This window comes from Sinorhizobium sp. CB7 (genome assembly GCF_041357635.1).
Classification (GTDB): Bacteria; Pseudomonadota; Alphaproteobacteria; order Rhizobiales; family Rhizobiaceae; genus Rhizobium.
On record NZ_JAULLL010000012.1, the window covers coordinates 144,014 to 159,691 of the forward strand.

Below are 15,678 nucleotides of genomic sequence, written 5' to 3' on the forward strand. Positions count from 1 at the left end.
GCGCAATCAGAATCGCGCATCGGCGAAATGGGCAAGCTGCGCCCCGGCTTCGTACCATACTTCCTTGACGGCACGGAAGGCGGGCTCGTTCGGAACGGTCAGTGGCAATGGCAGCTCGGCTTCCGGCAGCGTCCCGAGGATGTGGTCGGCAAGCGTTTTTCCGAAAACGGTACCCGGCGCTATGCCGCGCCCGTTGTACCCTGAAAAGCCGACGACATTCGGCGCGAATTTATGGAAGCGCGGCAGCGCGTTGTCGGTCATGCCGATCTTGCCGTACCATTCATATTCGAATTCAATCTCGCTCAGCTGCGGAAAGAGCTTCTTCAGCGAACGCTTTGCCCATGCCTTGTGAACAGCGTGACCGGTATTGCGCAGAGCCCCGACGCTGCCGAAGACCAGCCGCCCTGCCTGATCCATACGGAAGGAGGAAAGAATCTCCTTGGTATCCCAGGCCCCCTCGCGCCCGGGCAATATTGACTTGCGGAGATTGTCGCCGAGCGGCACTGTGGCAAAGTTGAAATAGGGCAGATGAACCTGCTCTTTCCGGACTTCTTCCCAAGGACCGATGCTATAGGCGTCAGTCGCAACGACGATCCAGTCGGCCGTTGCATGCCCGTTTGCAGTCCTGACAGCCCAGCGATTACCGCTGCGTTCGGTGGAGATAACTGGGCTGCCGGTATGGATCGCGACCCCAGCCTTGATTACCGCATCGGCGAGCCCGCGTGCATAGGCAAGCGGTTGCAATGTTCCGGCGCGCATGTCCAGCAAGGAACCCGCATAAGCGCTGCTTCCGACACGACGTGCCGTCTCCGCTGCATCGAGGAGGCTCACGGGAGCTCCCCGCGCGGACCATTGCGCCGCGCGCTCCTCGATTTCCTTCAAGCCTTCGCTGCCGGCCGCACAATGCAACGTACCGTTTCTTTCCAGTTCGCAGGCAATGGCATGCTTGTCGATCAGCGCCATGACCAGTTTCGGTGCATTCCCAAGGAGATCGAGCAGCCTCTCCCCGTAAACCGGCCCCAACACGCCGGGCAGATCGTTAGGCATCACCCACATGCCCGCATTGATGAGGCCGACATTACGCCCCGCACCGCCGAAACCGATCTCTCTCGCTTCCAAAAGGATGACACGCGCGCCAGCCTCGGCGAGGTGCAAGGCCGATGAAAGCCCCGTATAGCCGCCTCCGACGATGACGACATCCGCTGAAGCGGCGCCCTTAAGCGGGTTGCTCTGTGGCGCTGGGGGCGCAGTCTTCTCCCAAAGACCATGGGAACGCGGATCGTTCAGCATCGAAAACATTCCAATCGATCGAATTGCAGGCCCCTCAACTTAGCGCCACGATGGTCCGGCGAAAAGTGCCCCGGCAGTGGTCTCAAGCGTTCATTCGAGAGGCGGCTTGCATCCAGGTGTCGCTTTCGACCATTATGCGCCTACTCGAAATTTTCGACAGGTAACCTCCATGAAGCCCATCTTTGTTCAGCTCCAGTGCGCACCCGGCAAGACCTATGAGGTTGCCGACGCGATATACCAGACAGAGCTGGTGTCCGAACTCTATTCCACCAGCGGTGATTACGATCTGCTTCTGAAAATCTACCTGGAGGAAGGTCAGGATATCGGCAAGTTCATCAACGACAACATCGCCAATATCCCCGGCATCGTACGCTCGCTGACGACCCTGACGTTCAGGGCATTCTGAACGAGGACGTCATTAACCTCGTATTGACGCCCTTCTGAATCGAAGGCCTTGCATAAACCGCATTTTAACTCGCGCAATGATCTGTTCCGGCCTGTGCATGGACCGGACGGGATGGGCCTGTCTTCCATTTTTGGAAAGCCGAAGGCTGCCGATGGGATCTTTGAAGATGCAGGCTGGTTCGCGACCGCTGATCGTCCAGGTGGTGCGCCAGTTCTGGCCTAATCGAGGTGGCTTCGAGGACGTGATCGGCAATCTTTCGCGGCAGCTGCTCGATCGCGGCTATCGCGTGCGTGTCGTCACCTGTGACCGGCTGTTTTCCGCCCCCGACCGGAAACTTCCATCGCGGGAGACGCTGGAGGGCATTGAGATCGTCCGCATACCCTGGTCCGGAAGCAGCCGCTATCCGTTGGCGCCGCAGATTTTCGCGCATGTTCGCGATGCCGATCTCATCCACGTGCACGCCATCGACTTCTTTTTCGACGCCTTGGCCTGGGGAAGAATGCTGCATCGGCGGCCGATGGTGGCGACGACGCATGGTGGCTTCTTTCACACGCCCAATTATGCAGCCATCAAGAAGATCTGGTTCCGATCGATCACCCGGCTCTCTGCCATGGGTTACGGACGCCTCATCTGCTGCAGCGAACCCGACTTCAAGCTGTTTTCCGGAATTGCGGGCGATCGTGCAATCCTCGTCGAAAACGGTGTCGATACCGAAAAGTTTGCCGGCGGCGCCTCGCCCGGGGCCGCACGCAGGATCGTCACGATCGGTCGCTTCTCCGTCAACAAGCGTCTCGACCGCATGCTCGACATGATGAGGGTCGTGACGGCGCGTGATCCCGCCTGGCATTTGGATATTATCGGATCAGCCTACGATCTCGATGAAGCCGCACTCCGGCAGGAAGTCGGAAAGCGCGGGCTGGTCAACCACGTGTCGCTGCATGTGTCGCCCGAAAATGCCGCTATCCGCAGCATTATCGGCGGTGGGTCGCTATTCGCCTCCGCCTCCGAATACGAAGGTTTCGGCTTGGTGGCTGTCGAAGCGATGAGCGCGGGATTGCTGCCGATTCTGCATCCTAATGACGCCTATCGCAGCTTGGCTTCGCGTCACAGGACGGTGAAGCTTGCGGACTTTGCATCGCCAAGCCTTGCTGCGGACGCAGTAACTGCCGCCTACGAATCGCTCCTCGCCAATGGAGACGACCTTCGCGAAGCAATCAGGCGCGAGGTGGAGCCCTACTCCTGGAACACCGTCGCTGACCGCTATGTCGATGTCTATAGGACGATGCTTGCGGAGCACCGATGAGCGTACCATCGCGCGTTCGCTTGAACGCGCGACCTCAGCCGCGCTCCGGAACGGCCCGATAGATTCGCAGATGTTCGCGGGCAATTTCCTTCCAGTCACGGGCGTGCATCTCGCGGGCGAGAATATCGGCAGCCCGACTTCGGGCTACATCGCCCGACATGATTCTTGAGACAAGACCTGCCGCATCTTCCGGTGAAGAGATTGGATGCGTGACCTGGGCGAGCCATTCTGGGGTGAGATGCGAATGCGTCGTCAGAACGCTGACACCGTGATCGAGGCAGGCAAGGGCCGAGCCGCGCTTGTTCGAAATACCGTCGGGAAATGGCAGCAGCGCGATGGTGGCCGCATTGAGAGCCTCGGATACCTTCTCAGGCGGCAGATTCAGCCGCAGCCGGATGTCATACTGCTCGGTGGACCTTTTCACGAAGTCGATGAAGGCAACATCCGTCTCGACAAGGGCACCGATCAGCTCCGCTTCGATCTCTACCTTCCGTGCGCGCAGAAGGGCGATGGTCTCGATAAAGAATTCGATACCCTTGTTATGCGAGATCTGACCGAAATAGATGATCCGTTCCGACCGGGCCGCATCGGGCCGCGGCGAAACATTGGCGATGTTGTTGCCAATCGGAACGACCGTCAAACGCTTTGCCGAATGGGGAAAATATCGCTGAAAGAGCGCCTTTTCCTCATCGTTCGAAAAGATGACCTTCCGGGACAGAAAGCTCGGCGCGAAAAAGATCAGCTTCCGTAGAATATTGAAAAGCCGGAACTCGTGCAGCGTTACGAAGGTGTTCGGCAAGAGAATCGGCAGAAAGCCCGGCGAGATCGAGTAACCCAAGCGCAGGGAAGGATACTGCATGTGGAATATCGTTGGCCCGTCGGTGCGATATCGGCGCCTTATCTCGAGGATTCGTGAAAATGACCATTGGTCGAGAAATTCCACCGTGGCTTTGGCGCCGATGGCGTCAAATGCTGCGGCGAGCCGGGCCGTATAGTCTGCGACGCCGCACATTTCACCCTGCGCCGAAGTGACAAGAAGAACAATATCCAAGACGCACCAATGTGACAGGCGGGAAGGCTGTCGGACTATTGCTCCTTACCGTTTAAGAACCCGTAAAGCCGGCTCAGCAAAGTATCGAATCACAAATTTTGCACCGCCAAATAAGTAAAAACCTTAAGATTTCTGGCATAGAAGACGAAGCTTCAGGGGCTACGGCTGCACCGGCGCAGCCTTGAATGAAACGGACTTCCCATGGCGAAAAGCATCATGGCGAATTCGGCGCTGAATGCCGCCGCGGGTATGACCATGCTGCTCACCGGCTTTGTCAGCGCGATCGCCGCAGCGCGGCTTCTCGGGCCGGAAGCGAACGGAGTCATTGCCTTCTCCTATTGGCTGACAACGAGCGGCACATTGATCGCCGGCTTGGGCGCCGATGTCATCCTGCCCCGTGTTCTGCCGCAATTGAAGACACAGGGCATGGCGGATGCGCGCCGCCGTGGGTTTGCGGCTTATTTTGCCCGCGCCGTCATCGCCGCAGTCGTCATCCTGCTTTGCCTTTACATCCTGAGTTTTTGGGAATCGGAGCGGTTGCATTGGGCTCCGTCTGCTCCTGGCGTCGCGCTCGTTACCGGCATCCTCTTTTTCGTCCAGGCTATCGGCATGCTCTCGATCAATTTTCTGATCGCAGAGCAACGGCTCGAAACTTTCTTTCGCCTGACGCTGCTGTCCTGTATCCTTCAGCTGGTAACGGTTTTTGCCGGAGCTTCCCTGTACAGCATCGAAGGTGCCCTCATCGGCTATATCCTGGGTCAGGCGGCTTTCTTCCTCTACACCCTCAATCTTTTGAGAACGCGGGCGGATTCCTGCGGCCTCCGCCCGGCCTATCTCGCGAGAATGTCGGTCATCATCTCGCTGCAGATATTCATCGAGGCAATCTTCCTCAATCGTATCGAGCTGCTCTTTCTGCAGAGATTTTTGAATGTGGAGTCCGTCGGCTTCTATGCCATTGGGCTGTCTCTCGCCAATCTCGCTCTGCAGCTTCCCGTCCAGGCGACGGGCAGCCTCGTCCCCTACTATACGGAACAGCTTCAGGCGCGGGGCAGCAGGCGATTGCCGGTCCACTTCTTTGCAGGCGTCATGCGCAGTCTCGCCTACATCACCATGCCGATGAGCTTCGGACTAGCCGCCATTTCCCCGGAGCTTGTCGTGGCAATCTTCGGCGAACCATTCCGGCCGGCAGCCGGAATCGTCGCCCTGCTCGCGTTGAGCGCACCGCTTGCCGTTTTCACTTCCGTCAGCACAAAATACATGTTCGCCACGGATCTCGAGAAGCAGCGCACCACGATCGGCGCGCTGGGGGCCATCGTCATGGTCGTGGGCTGCATCGTCCTTGTCCCAGCCCTTGGCGGAGAAGGCGCAGCGATCACGAGGATCGTCGTCGGTCTTTTCATGAGCGTTCTCATGGTCCGCCGAATGGATTTCGAGGGTTCGCTCGCGCCGATGTACTGGTCGATCCTGAGGATCTCGGCCGCAGCGCTCGCCTGCGCCGCCACCGCTTATCTTATTGGTAATGAAATCGGAGGCATAATGGGGCTGATCGTCGCCATAGCATCTGGCGCCGTCGTCTACGCGATCTGCCTGAGGCTCGTACGTGCCGTGCCCAGGGCCGATTTCGCGATGATCGAGCCGATCATGGATCGGCTCCCGCGCCGGATGAGCCGGCAGGCAAAGCGGGTCTTTGCCCTTGTTACCACCTGAATTCGCGACCGAACTGCCGGAATGACGATGAATATGGAACCACGCCGAATAGCGGATCATACGGATCGACACGCTGCAATACGCTCAGCGGCCATTCCGTTGACATTTGCTGGCACGGTGGGCCTCTTTATGCCGGCCGACGCGCAGACGCAGGCTTCGACGACCGGTGTCTTGATCGTCGGATCATGGGGCTTCGAGGAGATGTGCACGCGGAAGTTCTGGCGCATCATCGCCGATGATCTTGCGCTCGCGGGCATTGCGAGCCTGCGCTTCGATTATCCCGGCACCGGCGATGCGCTCGACGACATGGATTTCAGTGGTGGGCTCACCCTTTGGCAGAATCGCATCGTGACGGCCGCAGAGCGCCTGCGCACGCTTTCAGGCTGCACGCGGCTGATCGTCCTGGCGGAAGGGCTCGGCGTCCCGCTGGGGCTCGAAGCCTGCAAGAGGCTTCATGATGTAGCCGGTCTAGGGCTCCTGGCGCCGGTCATTTCCGGCCGTGCCTATCTGCGCGAGCTGTCGATCTGGTCGCGAATGATCGACGACAATCTCGGTCTGCGAGAGGAGCAGCGCGACATGACCGGCATCTCGATCGCGGGCCTCAAAATGCCGGAGGCCGTTGCTGCCGCCGTCAAAAAGATCAATATCGCGGATTACCGGGAAGCCCCACCTGTCAAGTGCCTTCTTCTTTCGTCGCCGGCACGATCCGGAGATTCGGAATTTGCAGCGGCTCTCGAAAGCTGCGGCGCTCACGTGGAGCGGTACCCCTTCGACGGCTTCGAACAAATGATTTCGAACGTCACCTATGCCAAGCCGCCGATGGATACCATTGCGAGGATCGTCGACTGGGTGAAGGCGAACAGTGGACTGCCGGAGAAAATTTCCGCGCCCGCCGCCATTCCCTCGGCGGAGCCGCTCATCGGCAACGGCTTTCGCGAAACTCCGGTTCGCTTCGGCGAAAACGACAGGCTCTTCGGTGTCCTCTGTGAACCGCTCGCCCAACGCAAGGGAGCGACCCTCGTCATGATGACGACGGCCTACGAACGCCATGCGAGCTGGGGCCGGCTGATGACCCACCTTGCTCGCGATATGGCCTCCTCGGGCATTGCTTCGCTGCGCTTTGACAACGCCAATGTTGCCGACAGCCCTCCCCTGCCGGATGCCCCCGAGCAGGTTCTCTATTCGGAATGGCAGAACCTCGATGTGAAGGACGCGCTCGACTTTTTGAAGCGCCAAGGACATGAGGGCATGATTGCCGTCGGCCGCTGCAGCGGTGGTTTTCTTGCGTTCCGCAGCGCCGTATTGAACAAGGAATTCAAGGCGGCCGTTCTCGTCAATCCCTTCGCCTTTTATTTCGATGGCAGGCAATCGGTCGAGAGCCTTTTGAAATTCGTCCCGCAATCGCTCGTCAGCTACGGCCCGAAGGCGATGCGGCTCGAGACCTGGAGAAGAATCGCGAAGGGCGACATCAAGCTGAAGAACGCCGTCATCAACATCGGCAAGGCGCTTTCCAAGAAAGCGATCGCGAAGGTCTCGCCGATTTTGAAATATTTCCCTTTCATGCCGGAGGAGTTTCGCGAGGTTCAAAGGTCCTTTGCCCAGCTCAAGGCGCGAAAAGTTCCGCTGTCACTGATCTATTCGGAGAGCGACGTAGGACTGCAGCATTTCTCCCATCACTTTGGCGCCGATGGCGCCGGGTTGAAGCACTATCCCAATGCGACGCTGACGATGATTGCCGACGCCGATCACAATCTGACACCGCCTGAGGCCAGACAGGTCTTTCATGAGGCGGTCAGAACCATGGCGCTGCGGTTTCCGCCAAAAGCCTGAACGTCGCAAGGATCTGATTTTAAAAATGAGCGGTGCGCGAGTTGCCGGCCATCTGGATTTCGCCCGTGGGGACGGCATCCGGCGCGGTATCCTGACGTGGAATAAGGGCGATACGTTTAATTGCGCCCGGCGCGAGATGAAACCAATCGTCCTCAGGGCGGTACCCCTCGACGTCGATGTGAACGGATTGAGCAAGCCTGTCCGTCTCGAGATCGAGAAACCATCCCCTGCCTTCATTCGACAGCACGGCTTCCAAGGCCGCATCGTGGAAAGCCTCGCTCCGACCGAGCGGAAAATGGAAAGAGTCGGCAATGACGCTGTGGGTCTGGAGAGAACGTAGCCGTGCAACCGTAACATCGTGAGATGGGGGGCCGAAGCGGAAAGCATAGGCCGTATCGAAGAATGCGCCGAAAAGATCCGTGCAGGCGAAACTCTCCTTCGCTCGGGGCGGAAGGGAAAACTCGCGCCTGCCGCTCACGACGACGTTTTGGCCATTGCGGAAGCAGAGCACCTCCAGTTCGAGCTCCAGAGGATCCGCGAGTTCGTTGATGACGTGCGCATCGAGCCCGTTCGTGCCTTCGTCGCTGAAGAAAACCTGAACCGGCCGGAAAGCCCTTCGCGCGGCATACCACACGGGCTTCGGTTCACGCGTGGAATCGATAACGCCCCATCCTGCTCCCGGCAGGAGATCCTGCAGCGTCCAGACAAGTGCGCCGTTGCACCCCGAACCCTTGCGACGCCACTCTGCAAAGACCATTTCGATTACCTCGCCGGTAACGGCCCGCGAGAGATCGAGGTAGCGCACCGGATCTTCGCGCCGCAGCCGGGCCGGATCGGCGCCATACAGTACTTCGAGATAATGATCGCGGATGTCCTCGAAATCCCAGGAGGCGCCGCGATCGCGTGGTATCCGCTCTTTCCAGAGCGGGCTATGCACTGCCGGGACGGCAAGACGCCTGTCCAGCAGCTTCTGTTGCGGCACATTTGCAAAGGCGAGACTTTCGGCGGCGAAACGCACATCGGCGCGACGTGCATCTTCAAGCGGTCGGCAATAGGCGCCGACACCATAATAATGCGTCACGCCCGCATTCGGCGAAAACGGCATGGCCCCGCCATGCGGCGAATTCGGGATGTATGGTACATCCGGCCGAATCCGGCTAACGAGGGCGGGAATAATCTCCTCCGTGATCGGATTTGACCAGAAGCGCTCCGGAAGGCCGAACATCGCAGCCTGCTGATACATCTCGCTGCCCCCGCAAAGAAGAGCAAGCGATGGTGAGGTTCGCGTCGCCACCAGCAATTGGGCGACCTCTGCCTCGACATGCGTCGCGAAAGCCTTGTCAGCCTTCGGATAGTCGAAATTGGCGAGCATGAAGTCCTGCCAGACGAGAATTCCGAGCTCGTCGCACAGCCGGAAGAAATCTGCCGTCTCGTAAGCCATGGTCCCGCCAATGCGGATCATGTTCATGCCGGCGTCTGCTGCAAGGCGCAGCCAAGGCAGATAATCCTCTTGGGTGCCGGACAGAGACACGATATCCGCAGTGGTCCAGACCGCTCCGCGGCAAAAGACAGGCTCACCGTTGACCACAACAGAGAAATTTCGGCCGTCGGCGCCGGTATCGACGGCTATGCTTCGAAATCCCGTGCGACCAAGCGAATATTCGACCCCGTTGACGACGATTGCCATATCGTAGAGGTGCGGTGCGCCATGTGTATGTGGCCACCAGGGCCGGACCTCCGGCATTTTCAGGATAGCCGTGAAATGTCCGCCATTGTCTCTTTCGAATGCCTGTTCCACCTCGCCGCAGCGAAGCACGACATCGGCCACCTCGCCCTGGATGCTCATGGAGGCATAGAGCCGGCCCTCCTTCTCCTCCGTCAGATGCGACCGGACCGAAAGATCGCGGACCACGACTGCGCCGGGGCGCAACAGAGAGATCGGTCGCCACGGACCGACGGCATGGACCTCAGGGCACCAGCCGGGCATATAGCCAAGCAGCGTCGTGCGCCAGCTGCGCAATTCCTGTGGCGTGATCATCTGCGGCCGCCACCGCGCGCGCGGACCGGGCTCGGCAAATCGCGGCTCAAGTGCCCGGAAACAGAGCGCCAATTCGTCGCTGCCAAACAGGTTGACCGGAACGTCATGCGTTTCAAACATGCTTTCCGAAGAAAGGATCTTCTCTCCGTTCAGGAAAACATCACATAGGGTGGCGAGCCCCTGGAAGCGTAGAACCGCATCGCCAGCCTCCTCGTCGACGAGTCGGCAAAGATACCAGGCATCCCTGGTGTTGAGCGGATGGGGTTTTTCACGATCGAACAGGCCCGCTCTTTCGAGTGTTTGCGCGACGGTTCCCGGAACCTGCGCCGGAATGAATTGAGCGGAAAAGGCAACATCCGACGGCAGTGCGCATGCATCCGCCTCGGTCAGGACAAGGTTCCACCCCTCGGTCAGCAGCGTCTCTGCGGCCCCGATGCTCGCTAAACGTCCCCCCATAGATGGTCCCCGGTTCAGATTCGTCGTTGCAGCAGCCCGATCATGAAATCCCATGCATCTGCCGCCGGATCAAGTACTGTCTGCAATGGCTCGAACTTCCGCCTGCTGATAGCGCGGGCGAGCTGGAACTGCACCGATTTCGCCACTTCCGAAATGCGGCGCGCCTGCGCGGCAGGCTCGGCAAAATCCGGCGACAGCCAATCGAGATGGCTGCCGGCCAGCTCGAAATTGGCGCCGATCTGCCTCAGCGTGTTGAAGGCATATTTGTGGAAGAAGCCGAAGGGCCGCTCGGCTATGGTCTCCACCTGTGCCGGAAAAACCCTGGCAAAGGCCCGGATGGGATTGGCGGACGGGCGCCGGGCGAAATGAAACGCCAGCAGACGGCGGCCGGTGGCATCGAGATGTTCGTCCGTGGCCGTTTCCTCCGGAAATTTCGCGAATTCCGTATAGGGCAGGAAGGGCAGATCTTCTTCCGTCAGATGAAGCTGGAAAAGCCCCTCGAAATCTTCACCGGAAAGACGGAAGAAGCCGGCATTGTGGAAATAGTCGAGCTCGCGCTTTTCCATATCCAACCGGTTGATGGCGATGGTCGTCTTGCCATGTTCGCGCCGGTAGCCCACACCCTGGGTGTCGGGCATGAAGTAGGAATCCATCTCCACGAGACAAAGCCGGCCACGCCCGATCTGCTCGGCAACGTGCCGTTCGACCCGGTCGTAGATTGCAAGTTCCGTGCAGCGGATGCCGTAGAGCGCCTCAAGATCTTCGAGCGGCACCTTGAAAAAGGTAAACTGATCGCCTTCGAAATCCTGTGTCAACGTGAAGCCGAGCATGGCTTCAGGCGGAACCCCAAGGCTGTTCAGCACCTCGATCCACAGATCCACATAGCAGTTGGTCTCCGGCCACATGCGCTCGCTGGAATGCAGGGCATGTGGCCGGTAGCTCGCCGGATCGATCGCCGGGAATACCGATGTCATCGATCCGCTCAGCCCCAAAGCGCCTCGCGAACCCTTTGCGGCCATTCCTTCACGTCAAGCCCGTGGTGATGGAAGAGGGCGAGCGCGATGCGCTCCAGGCCGAAGCCGACGCAGGCGGTATGCGCAATGCCGCCGTCTTCGAGATGGAGGCCCCATTTCGTGCCGAAGGCATCCTGATGATAGTTGAAGCTCATGCAGGCAGTCGGCTTTGCAGTCGAAGTGATTGGAATCAGGAGCTCGAATTTCAGGTTCTGATCGCGTTGATTGTTAGCCAGCATCTTGCCGGCGCGGCCAAAGAACGGGTCGTTGGCGACATCGATGGTGACGTCCAGGCCAACGGCCTCCATCATCTTCAAGCCCCGGTCCATCCAGCTCTGGCGGAAATCGGTCACATGCTGCTCGGTGCCCATGCAGACATATTCACGCATGCGGAAAAGCTGCTGGCGCGCTGGATCCTTCGACGGCTCATGGCGGAAGCAATAGGACTGCAGATCGAAAAGACCGCCTCCGGCGGGCAAGCGCCCACGCTTGGCGACCGTCGGATAGAGCGGATAGCAGGCTGCCGGCGTCAGCACGATATCGGTTGCTTCCTGACCTTTCGTCCAGTCCTCCCCGACCTCCATGCATTTGAGCAGGCTCATATGGTCGAGCTCGCCGCCGCAAAAGCTGTGAACCGTGCCGGCAAGTTGCGGAAAGCTCTTCATATAGCCGCTCTTTTCGAAAAAGAGGCGGTTCATGCCGGGCGGAAAACGCATGGCTTCGGCGCCATCCTTCCCGCCAAATCTGTCGATCAGGCGCTCGAACGCTGCAATCACATCTTCGAACTGGCCGCTGCGGCCATAAAGCCCGTCAACACCCGTATCGATCAGCAGGCCGGCCTCAAAGAGCCGATCCAGAAACGAGGTCTGCATATCCACGATTGTCACCCCAATAGGCTGGTATCTTGTTTATGGACGAGGAGCATGCTCGACGTGTTGCCGAGAATGCGGTCATTCGAGATCATCAGTTGCGCCGAATGCGCGTCACGCAGATGGCGGCCGAGGCTATAGGGCGTGCCGTTCTTGTAACCCTGGATGCCGCAGATCAGCATCGCGTGATTTATGATCGGCAGGATCATCTCGGACGAGGCGATCTTCACATTGTTCATGGCGACGGCAAAACCCATCGAAGAGAGCTTGTCTGCGTCGGCTTTTGCTTCCTCATACGCCTTGAGGCCTGCAATGACATTGGATTTGACCATCTGCAGCAGATTAGACACCTCTGCGAGACGCAAGGCGCCGGGCGGCGTCGCACCGGGAGCCTTGCGGGCTGCAGCACGCACGAATGCCTGAGCGCGGCCAACCGCATCGGCGGCAATGCCATACCAGACTCCACTCCAGAGCAGATGCGAGGTCGCGAGCATCGACTGCGCGGCAATCTCGACGAAGGGCTTCGGCAGGATCTGCACCGCCGGCGCCTCACCCTTGAACAAAAAGCCGTCGGAGCAGGTTCCGCGCATCCCGAGCGTATCCCACACCTGGGTCCGCTCGAGCCTGTACTGATCCTTGAGAAAGACCGTCAGCACCTGGTCGGAGGAAACCGCCTCGGCGTGGCTGCGCGATGTGATCAGGATAGCGTCCGCATGGGCGCCATAGGAGATGACGGTCGCATCCTTTTCCAGACGGCAGATATCGCCATCGCTCTCGATCGCGCAAATGCTGTTCCTGAGATTTCCACCGATCCCGCCTTCGGTCGTAGCCGAAGCCAGCAGCAATTGCTCATCGACGATGAGGCGCATGAAGCCGCAATGCCATTCGCTCTCGACGCCGTGCGTAACCAGGCTTGAAAGCTTGATTTGATGCATCGCGAAGACCATGGCGCTCGCTGCACAGGATTGTGCCAGGATAGAGCATAGCTCCGCGATCTCGGTCAGCGAGGCACCCTCGCCTCCAAGATGCCGCGGGACCTGGATTGCCATCAGCTTTTCGGCCTTCATCGCGTCGACTGCCTCCTGCGGGAAACGAGCCTCGGCGTCCACGGCATCCGCGTGCTTCGCGGCTACCAGGGCCACACGGGCAGCTCTTGCCGCAAGGCTGTCCTGCGTGATTGTCACCGACATGTTCATCAGGCGACCTTTCTGGCTTCCACGATCACGTTCAGCGTTTTCTCGATCGCGGCGATGCTCGCGAAGGACTTGCGATTGAGGAGATTGTCCGGAAACTCAATATCGAACGCCTCTTCGAGCGCCAGCATCAGCTGCACCGATGCGAAAGACGAGAGGCCTGTCGCATAGAGATCGGCATCGTCGGCAATCTGGCCGACATCGATCGAAAGGCCGCCGAACTTCGCCACCAGACCGCGGATTGTTTGATTCATCCCTTCACCCTCCAAGATTTTCATGATCCTGACAGGCCGCATCGCCTTATCGTGGATCGTCTTGTAACGATGAAAGCAGAACATTCCGCTAACCGTTTTAGTTAAATATAACTAACCGGCGAGCGTCAAAATTTACCTATACTGGCTCTGTCTCATTTGCCCGGCGGATATACATGATCGTTGCCGCGATAGTCGGAGACCAAGTAGCAACCTTCACCATTATCGCGAATGGCACTTGCGCCTATCGGCGCCTTGCCATGGCCCCCCGGGATGTCGAGTATATAGGTCGGCTGGCAGAGACCGGAGATGCGGCCACGCAACGCCGCCACAATTCTTTGTCCTTCCGCGATCGACAGCCGGAAATGGCTCGTGCCCGGCGCGAGATCGGGATGATGCAGGTAATAGGGCTTGATGCGTGTTTCGACGAAAGCCCGCATCAGGGCGGCCAGGATTTCGGGATCGTCATTGACGCCCCTCAGCAATACGGACTGGCTGATCATGACAACGCCGGCATCGACGAGGCGCGCGCAGGCAGCCCGTGCCTCGTCGGTCATCTCGCGGGGATGATTCGCGTGCAACGCGATGTAGACCGTCTTGCCGCTCGCCTTCAGGGCTGAGATCAGGTCTCCATCGATCTTTGCCGGATCGACGACCGGCACGCGCGTGTGGAAGCGCACGATCTTCACATGATCGATCTCAGCAAGACCCTCGACGATTTCCGCCAGCCGCCGCGGCGACAGCACAAGCGGATCGCCGCCGGTCAGAATGACTTCCCATATCTCGTCATGCTCGCGAATATAGGCAAGCGCCGCTTTCAGCTCGGCGGAATCGAGCGTGCCCAGTCCATGCGGACCAACCATTTCGCGTCGGAAACAGAAACGGCAATAGACTGGACAGACATGGACTGCCTTCAGTAGCACACGGTCAGGATAGCGGTGCACGATACCTGCAACCGGGCTATGGGTGTGATCGCCGATCGGATCGGCGCGTTCCTCGGGCGTGACCACGAGTTCTGCGGCATCCGGTATGAACTGTCGACGAATGGGGTCGGCAGGATCGGCTGGATTTATCAGCTTAACGATTTGCGGCGTCAATCCGATCGCGTAGCGCTCCGCAACGGCCTCCAGGCTGGAACGCACGGCCTCGTCGACCAATCCGGCCTTCGCCAGGTCTTCGATGGATTTGATGGGGCGAGCGATGCTCATTGGCCAAACTCCGCCACGGGCGCCCAAAGCACCTGTTCGATCCGCGAAGCACCGGTCGCAAGCATCACGAGTCGGTCGAAGCCGAGTGCGATGCCGCTCGCTTCCGGCATCAGTGCCAGGGCATCGAGAAAATCCTCGTCAAGCGGATAGGTTTCGCCATAGATGCGCGCCTTCTCCGCCATCTCGATTTCGAAGCGGCGGCGCTGCTCGACCGCGTTGGTAAGTTCGCCGAAGGCATTGGCAAGCTCGACGCCGCAGGCATAGAGTTCGAAACGCTCCGCAACGCGGGGATCGGCGGCCGAAGGCCGGGCGAGCGCTGCTTCCGAAACCGGATACTCGTCAAGGATCGTCGCCCGGCCATGGCCGAGATGCGGCTCGATCTTCTCAACCAGGACACGGCTGAAAAGATCCGCCCAGCTATCGTCTTCCGCAACCCGTATCCCGACCCGCTTCAACGCGGCTGCAAGATGGTCGCGGTCCGTCGTGCCGTCGCTCGCTACGGATGAGAGCAGATCGATATCGGCATAGCGTTCGAAGGCTTCGGCGACGCTGATCCGCTCGGCTCCGGCGAAGGGATCCACTTCGGCGCTTCGATAAGTGAATTTCTTCGCCTTGACCGTCTCGGCGGCCAAGGCCAGCATCCGTACGCAATCCGCCATCAGACTTTCATAGGTCTCGCCGGCCCTATACCATTCCAGCATCGTGAATTCAGGATGATGCAGCGGTCCCCGTTCCCGATTGCGATAGACATGCGCGAAGCAGGCAATGCGTCTCTCGCCGGCGGCCAGCAGCTTCTTGCAGGCAAATTCCGGCGATGTATGGAGATAGAAGGGTGCGGTCCGCCCATCCGTGGAAATTGCTTCCGTGCGAAAAGCATGCAGATGCGCCTCGTTACCGGGTGACACCTGCAGTGTGGCGGTATCAACCTCGATGAAATCCTCCTGCGTGAAGAAGCCCCGGAGCGTCGCCTGGATCGCGCTTCGTCCGAGCAGAAAAGGCCGCCGGTCGGCATGGACTATGGGCGTCCACCAGGGAGATGCTTTGCTGCTCTTCGGTTTCATTC

At 59.3% G+C, this 15,678-nt stretch carries 13 protein-coding genes; 4 read left to right on the plus strand and 9 right to left on the minus strand.

Annotated elements, in window-relative coordinates:
- Positions 1-6 precede the first annotated feature (6 nt).
- Positions 7-1,290: an NAD(P)/FAD-dependent oxidoreductase gene (locus AAE029_RS22800; RefSeq protein WP_371075175.1), complete on the minus strand. Its 1,284-nt coding sequence runs from the start codon at positions 1,288-1,290 to the stop codon at positions 7-9.
- A 169-nt stretch (positions 1,291-1,459) separates the two neighbouring features.
- Here AAE029_RS22800 and AAE029_RS22805 point away from each other — a divergent pair, with 169 nt between their 5' ends.
- Both AAE029_RS22805 and AAE029_RS22810 read left to right on the plus strand, forming a co-directional pair.
- A complete protein-coding gene (locus tag AAE029_RS22805) occupies positions 1,460-1,696 on the plus strand; it encodes an Lrp/AsnC ligand binding domain-containing protein (RefSeq protein WP_371075176.1) in 237 nt (78 codons plus the stop codon).
- A 151-nt stretch (positions 1,697-1,847) separates the two neighbouring features.
- Positions 1,848-2,999 (plus strand): glycosyltransferase family 4 protein, encoded by a 1,152-nt coding sequence (locus AAE029_RS22810; protein ID WP_371075177.1) that lies wholly within the window; start codon positions 1,848-1,850, stop codon positions 2,997-2,999.
- A 34-nt stretch (positions 3,000-3,033) separates the two neighbouring features.
- Here the strand turns inward: AAE029_RS22810 and AAE029_RS22815 are convergent, their stop codons facing one another.
- Positions 3,034-4,050, minus strand: coding sequence for a glycosyltransferase (locus AAE029_RS22815; RefSeq protein WP_371075178.1), 1,017 nt, complete (start codon positions 4,048-4,050; stop codon positions 3,034-3,036).
- Between the two features lie 201 nt (positions 4,051-4,251).
- Between AAE029_RS22815 and AAE029_RS22820 the strand changes: the two genes are divergently transcribed.
- Together AAE029_RS22820 and AAE029_RS22825 are read left to right on the plus strand one after the other, a co-directional pair.
- Positions 4,252-5,757, plus strand: coding sequence for a polysaccharide biosynthesis C-terminal domain-containing protein (locus tag AAE029_RS22820; protein WP_371075179.1), 1,506 nt, complete (start codon positions 4,252-4,254; stop codon positions 5,755-5,757).
- Between the two features lie 27 nt (positions 5,758-5,784).
- Complete coding sequence (locus AAE029_RS22825; protein WP_371075180.1) at positions 5,785-7,587, plus strand: alpha/beta hydrolase; 1,803 nt, start codon at positions 5,785-5,787, stop codon at positions 7,585-7,587.
- A gap of 19 nt (positions 7,588-7,606) precedes the next feature.
- Here the strand turns inward: AAE029_RS22825 and AAE029_RS22830 are convergent, their stop codons facing one another.
- The 7 genes from AAE029_RS22830 to epmA all read right to left on the minus strand — a co-directional run bounded on the left by AAE029_RS22830 (position 7,607) and on the right by epmA (position 15,676).
- On the minus strand, positions 7,607-10,081 hold the full coding sequence (locus tag AAE029_RS22830) for a glycoside hydrolase family 2 protein (protein WP_371075181.1): 2,475 nt from the start codon (positions 10,079-10,081) through the stop codon (positions 7,607-7,609).
- 14 nt (positions 10,082-10,095) lie between these two features.
- Positions 10,096-11,055, minus strand: a complete 960-nt coding sequence (locus AAE029_RS22835) for a DUF1839 family protein (protein WP_371075182.1) — start codon at positions 11,053-11,055, stop codon at positions 10,096-10,098.
- Positions 11,056-11,063: 8 nt separating this feature from the next.
- Positions 11,064-11,972, minus strand: coding sequence for an amino acid--[acyl-carrier-protein] ligase (locus AAE029_RS22840; protein ID WP_371075183.1), 909 nt, complete (start codon positions 11,970-11,972; stop codon positions 11,064-11,066).
- A gap of 5 nt (positions 11,973-11,977) precedes the next feature.
- Positions 11,978-13,159, minus strand: coding sequence for an acyl-CoA dehydrogenase family protein (locus AAE029_RS22845; protein WP_371075184.1), 1,182 nt, complete (start codon positions 13,157-13,159; stop codon positions 11,978-11,980).
- Positions 13,159-13,410 carry an acyl carrier protein gene (locus AAE029_RS22850; RefSeq protein ID WP_371075185.1) on the minus strand — a complete coding sequence of 84 codons (252 nt, stop codon included), beginning with the start codon at positions 13,408-13,410 and terminating at the stop codon, positions 13,159-13,161. The genes AAE029_RS22845 and AAE029_RS22850 overlap by 1 nt, the downstream gene beginning before the upstream one ends.
- Before the next feature lie 152 nt (positions 13,411-13,562).
- Positions 13,563-14,615, minus strand: coding sequence for a lysine-2,3-aminomutase-like protein (locus tag AAE029_RS22855; RefSeq protein ID WP_371075186.1), 1,053 nt, complete (start codon positions 14,613-14,615; stop codon positions 13,563-13,565).
- Positions 14,612-15,676, minus strand: a complete 1,065-nt coding sequence (epmA, locus tag AAE029_RS22860; RefSeq protein WP_371075187.1) for an EF-P lysine aminoacylase EpmA — start codon at positions 15,674-15,676, stop codon at positions 14,612-14,614. Before epmA ends, AAE029_RS22855 begins: the two co-directional genes overlap by 4 nt.
- Between the last annotated feature and the right edge of the window lie 2 nt (positions 15,677-15,678).

Coding starts and splice junctions, on each gene's coding strand:
- AAE029_RS22820 (WP_371075179.1), top strand. CDS start 4,252: ATGGCGAAAAGCATCATGGCGAATTCGGCGCTGAATGCCGCCGCGGGT.
- AAE029_RS22830 (WP_371075181.1), bottom strand. CDS start 10,081: ATGGGGGGACGTTTAGCGAGCATCGGGGCCGCAGAGACGCTGCTGACC.
- epmA (WP_371075187.1), bottom strand. CDS start 15,676: ATGAAACCGAAGAGCAGCAAAGCATCTCCCTGGTGGACGCCCATAGTC.
- AAE029_RS22855 (WP_371075186.1), bottom strand. CDS start 14,615: ATGAGCATCGCTCGCCCCATCAAATCCATCGAAGACCTGGCGAAGGCC.
- AAE029_RS22835 (WP_371075182.1), bottom strand. CDS start 11,055: ATGACATCGGTATTCCCGGCGATCGATCCGGCGAGCTACCGGCCACAT.
- AAE029_RS22825 (WP_371075180.1), top strand. CDS start 5,785: ATGAATATGGAACCACGCCGAATAGCGGATCATACGGATCGACACGCT.
- AAE029_RS22800 (WP_371075175.1), bottom strand. CDS start 1,290: ATGCTGAACGATCCGCGTTCCCATGGTCTTTGGGAGAAGACTGCGCCC.
- AAE029_RS22805 (WP_371075176.1), top strand. CDS start 1,460: ATGAAGCCCATCTTTGTTCAGCTCCAGTGCGCACCCGGCAAGACCTAT.
- AAE029_RS22810 (WP_371075177.1), top strand. CDS start 1,848: ATGGGATCTTTGAAGATGCAGGCTGGTTCGCGACCGCTGATCGTCCAG.
- AAE029_RS22845 (WP_371075184.1), bottom strand. CDS start 13,159: ATGAACATGTCGGTGACAATCACGCAGGACAGCCTTGCGGCAAGAGCT.
- AAE029_RS22850 (WP_371075185.1), bottom strand. CDS start 13,410: ATGAATCAAACAATCCGCGGTCTGGTGGCGAAGTTCGGCGGCCTTTCG.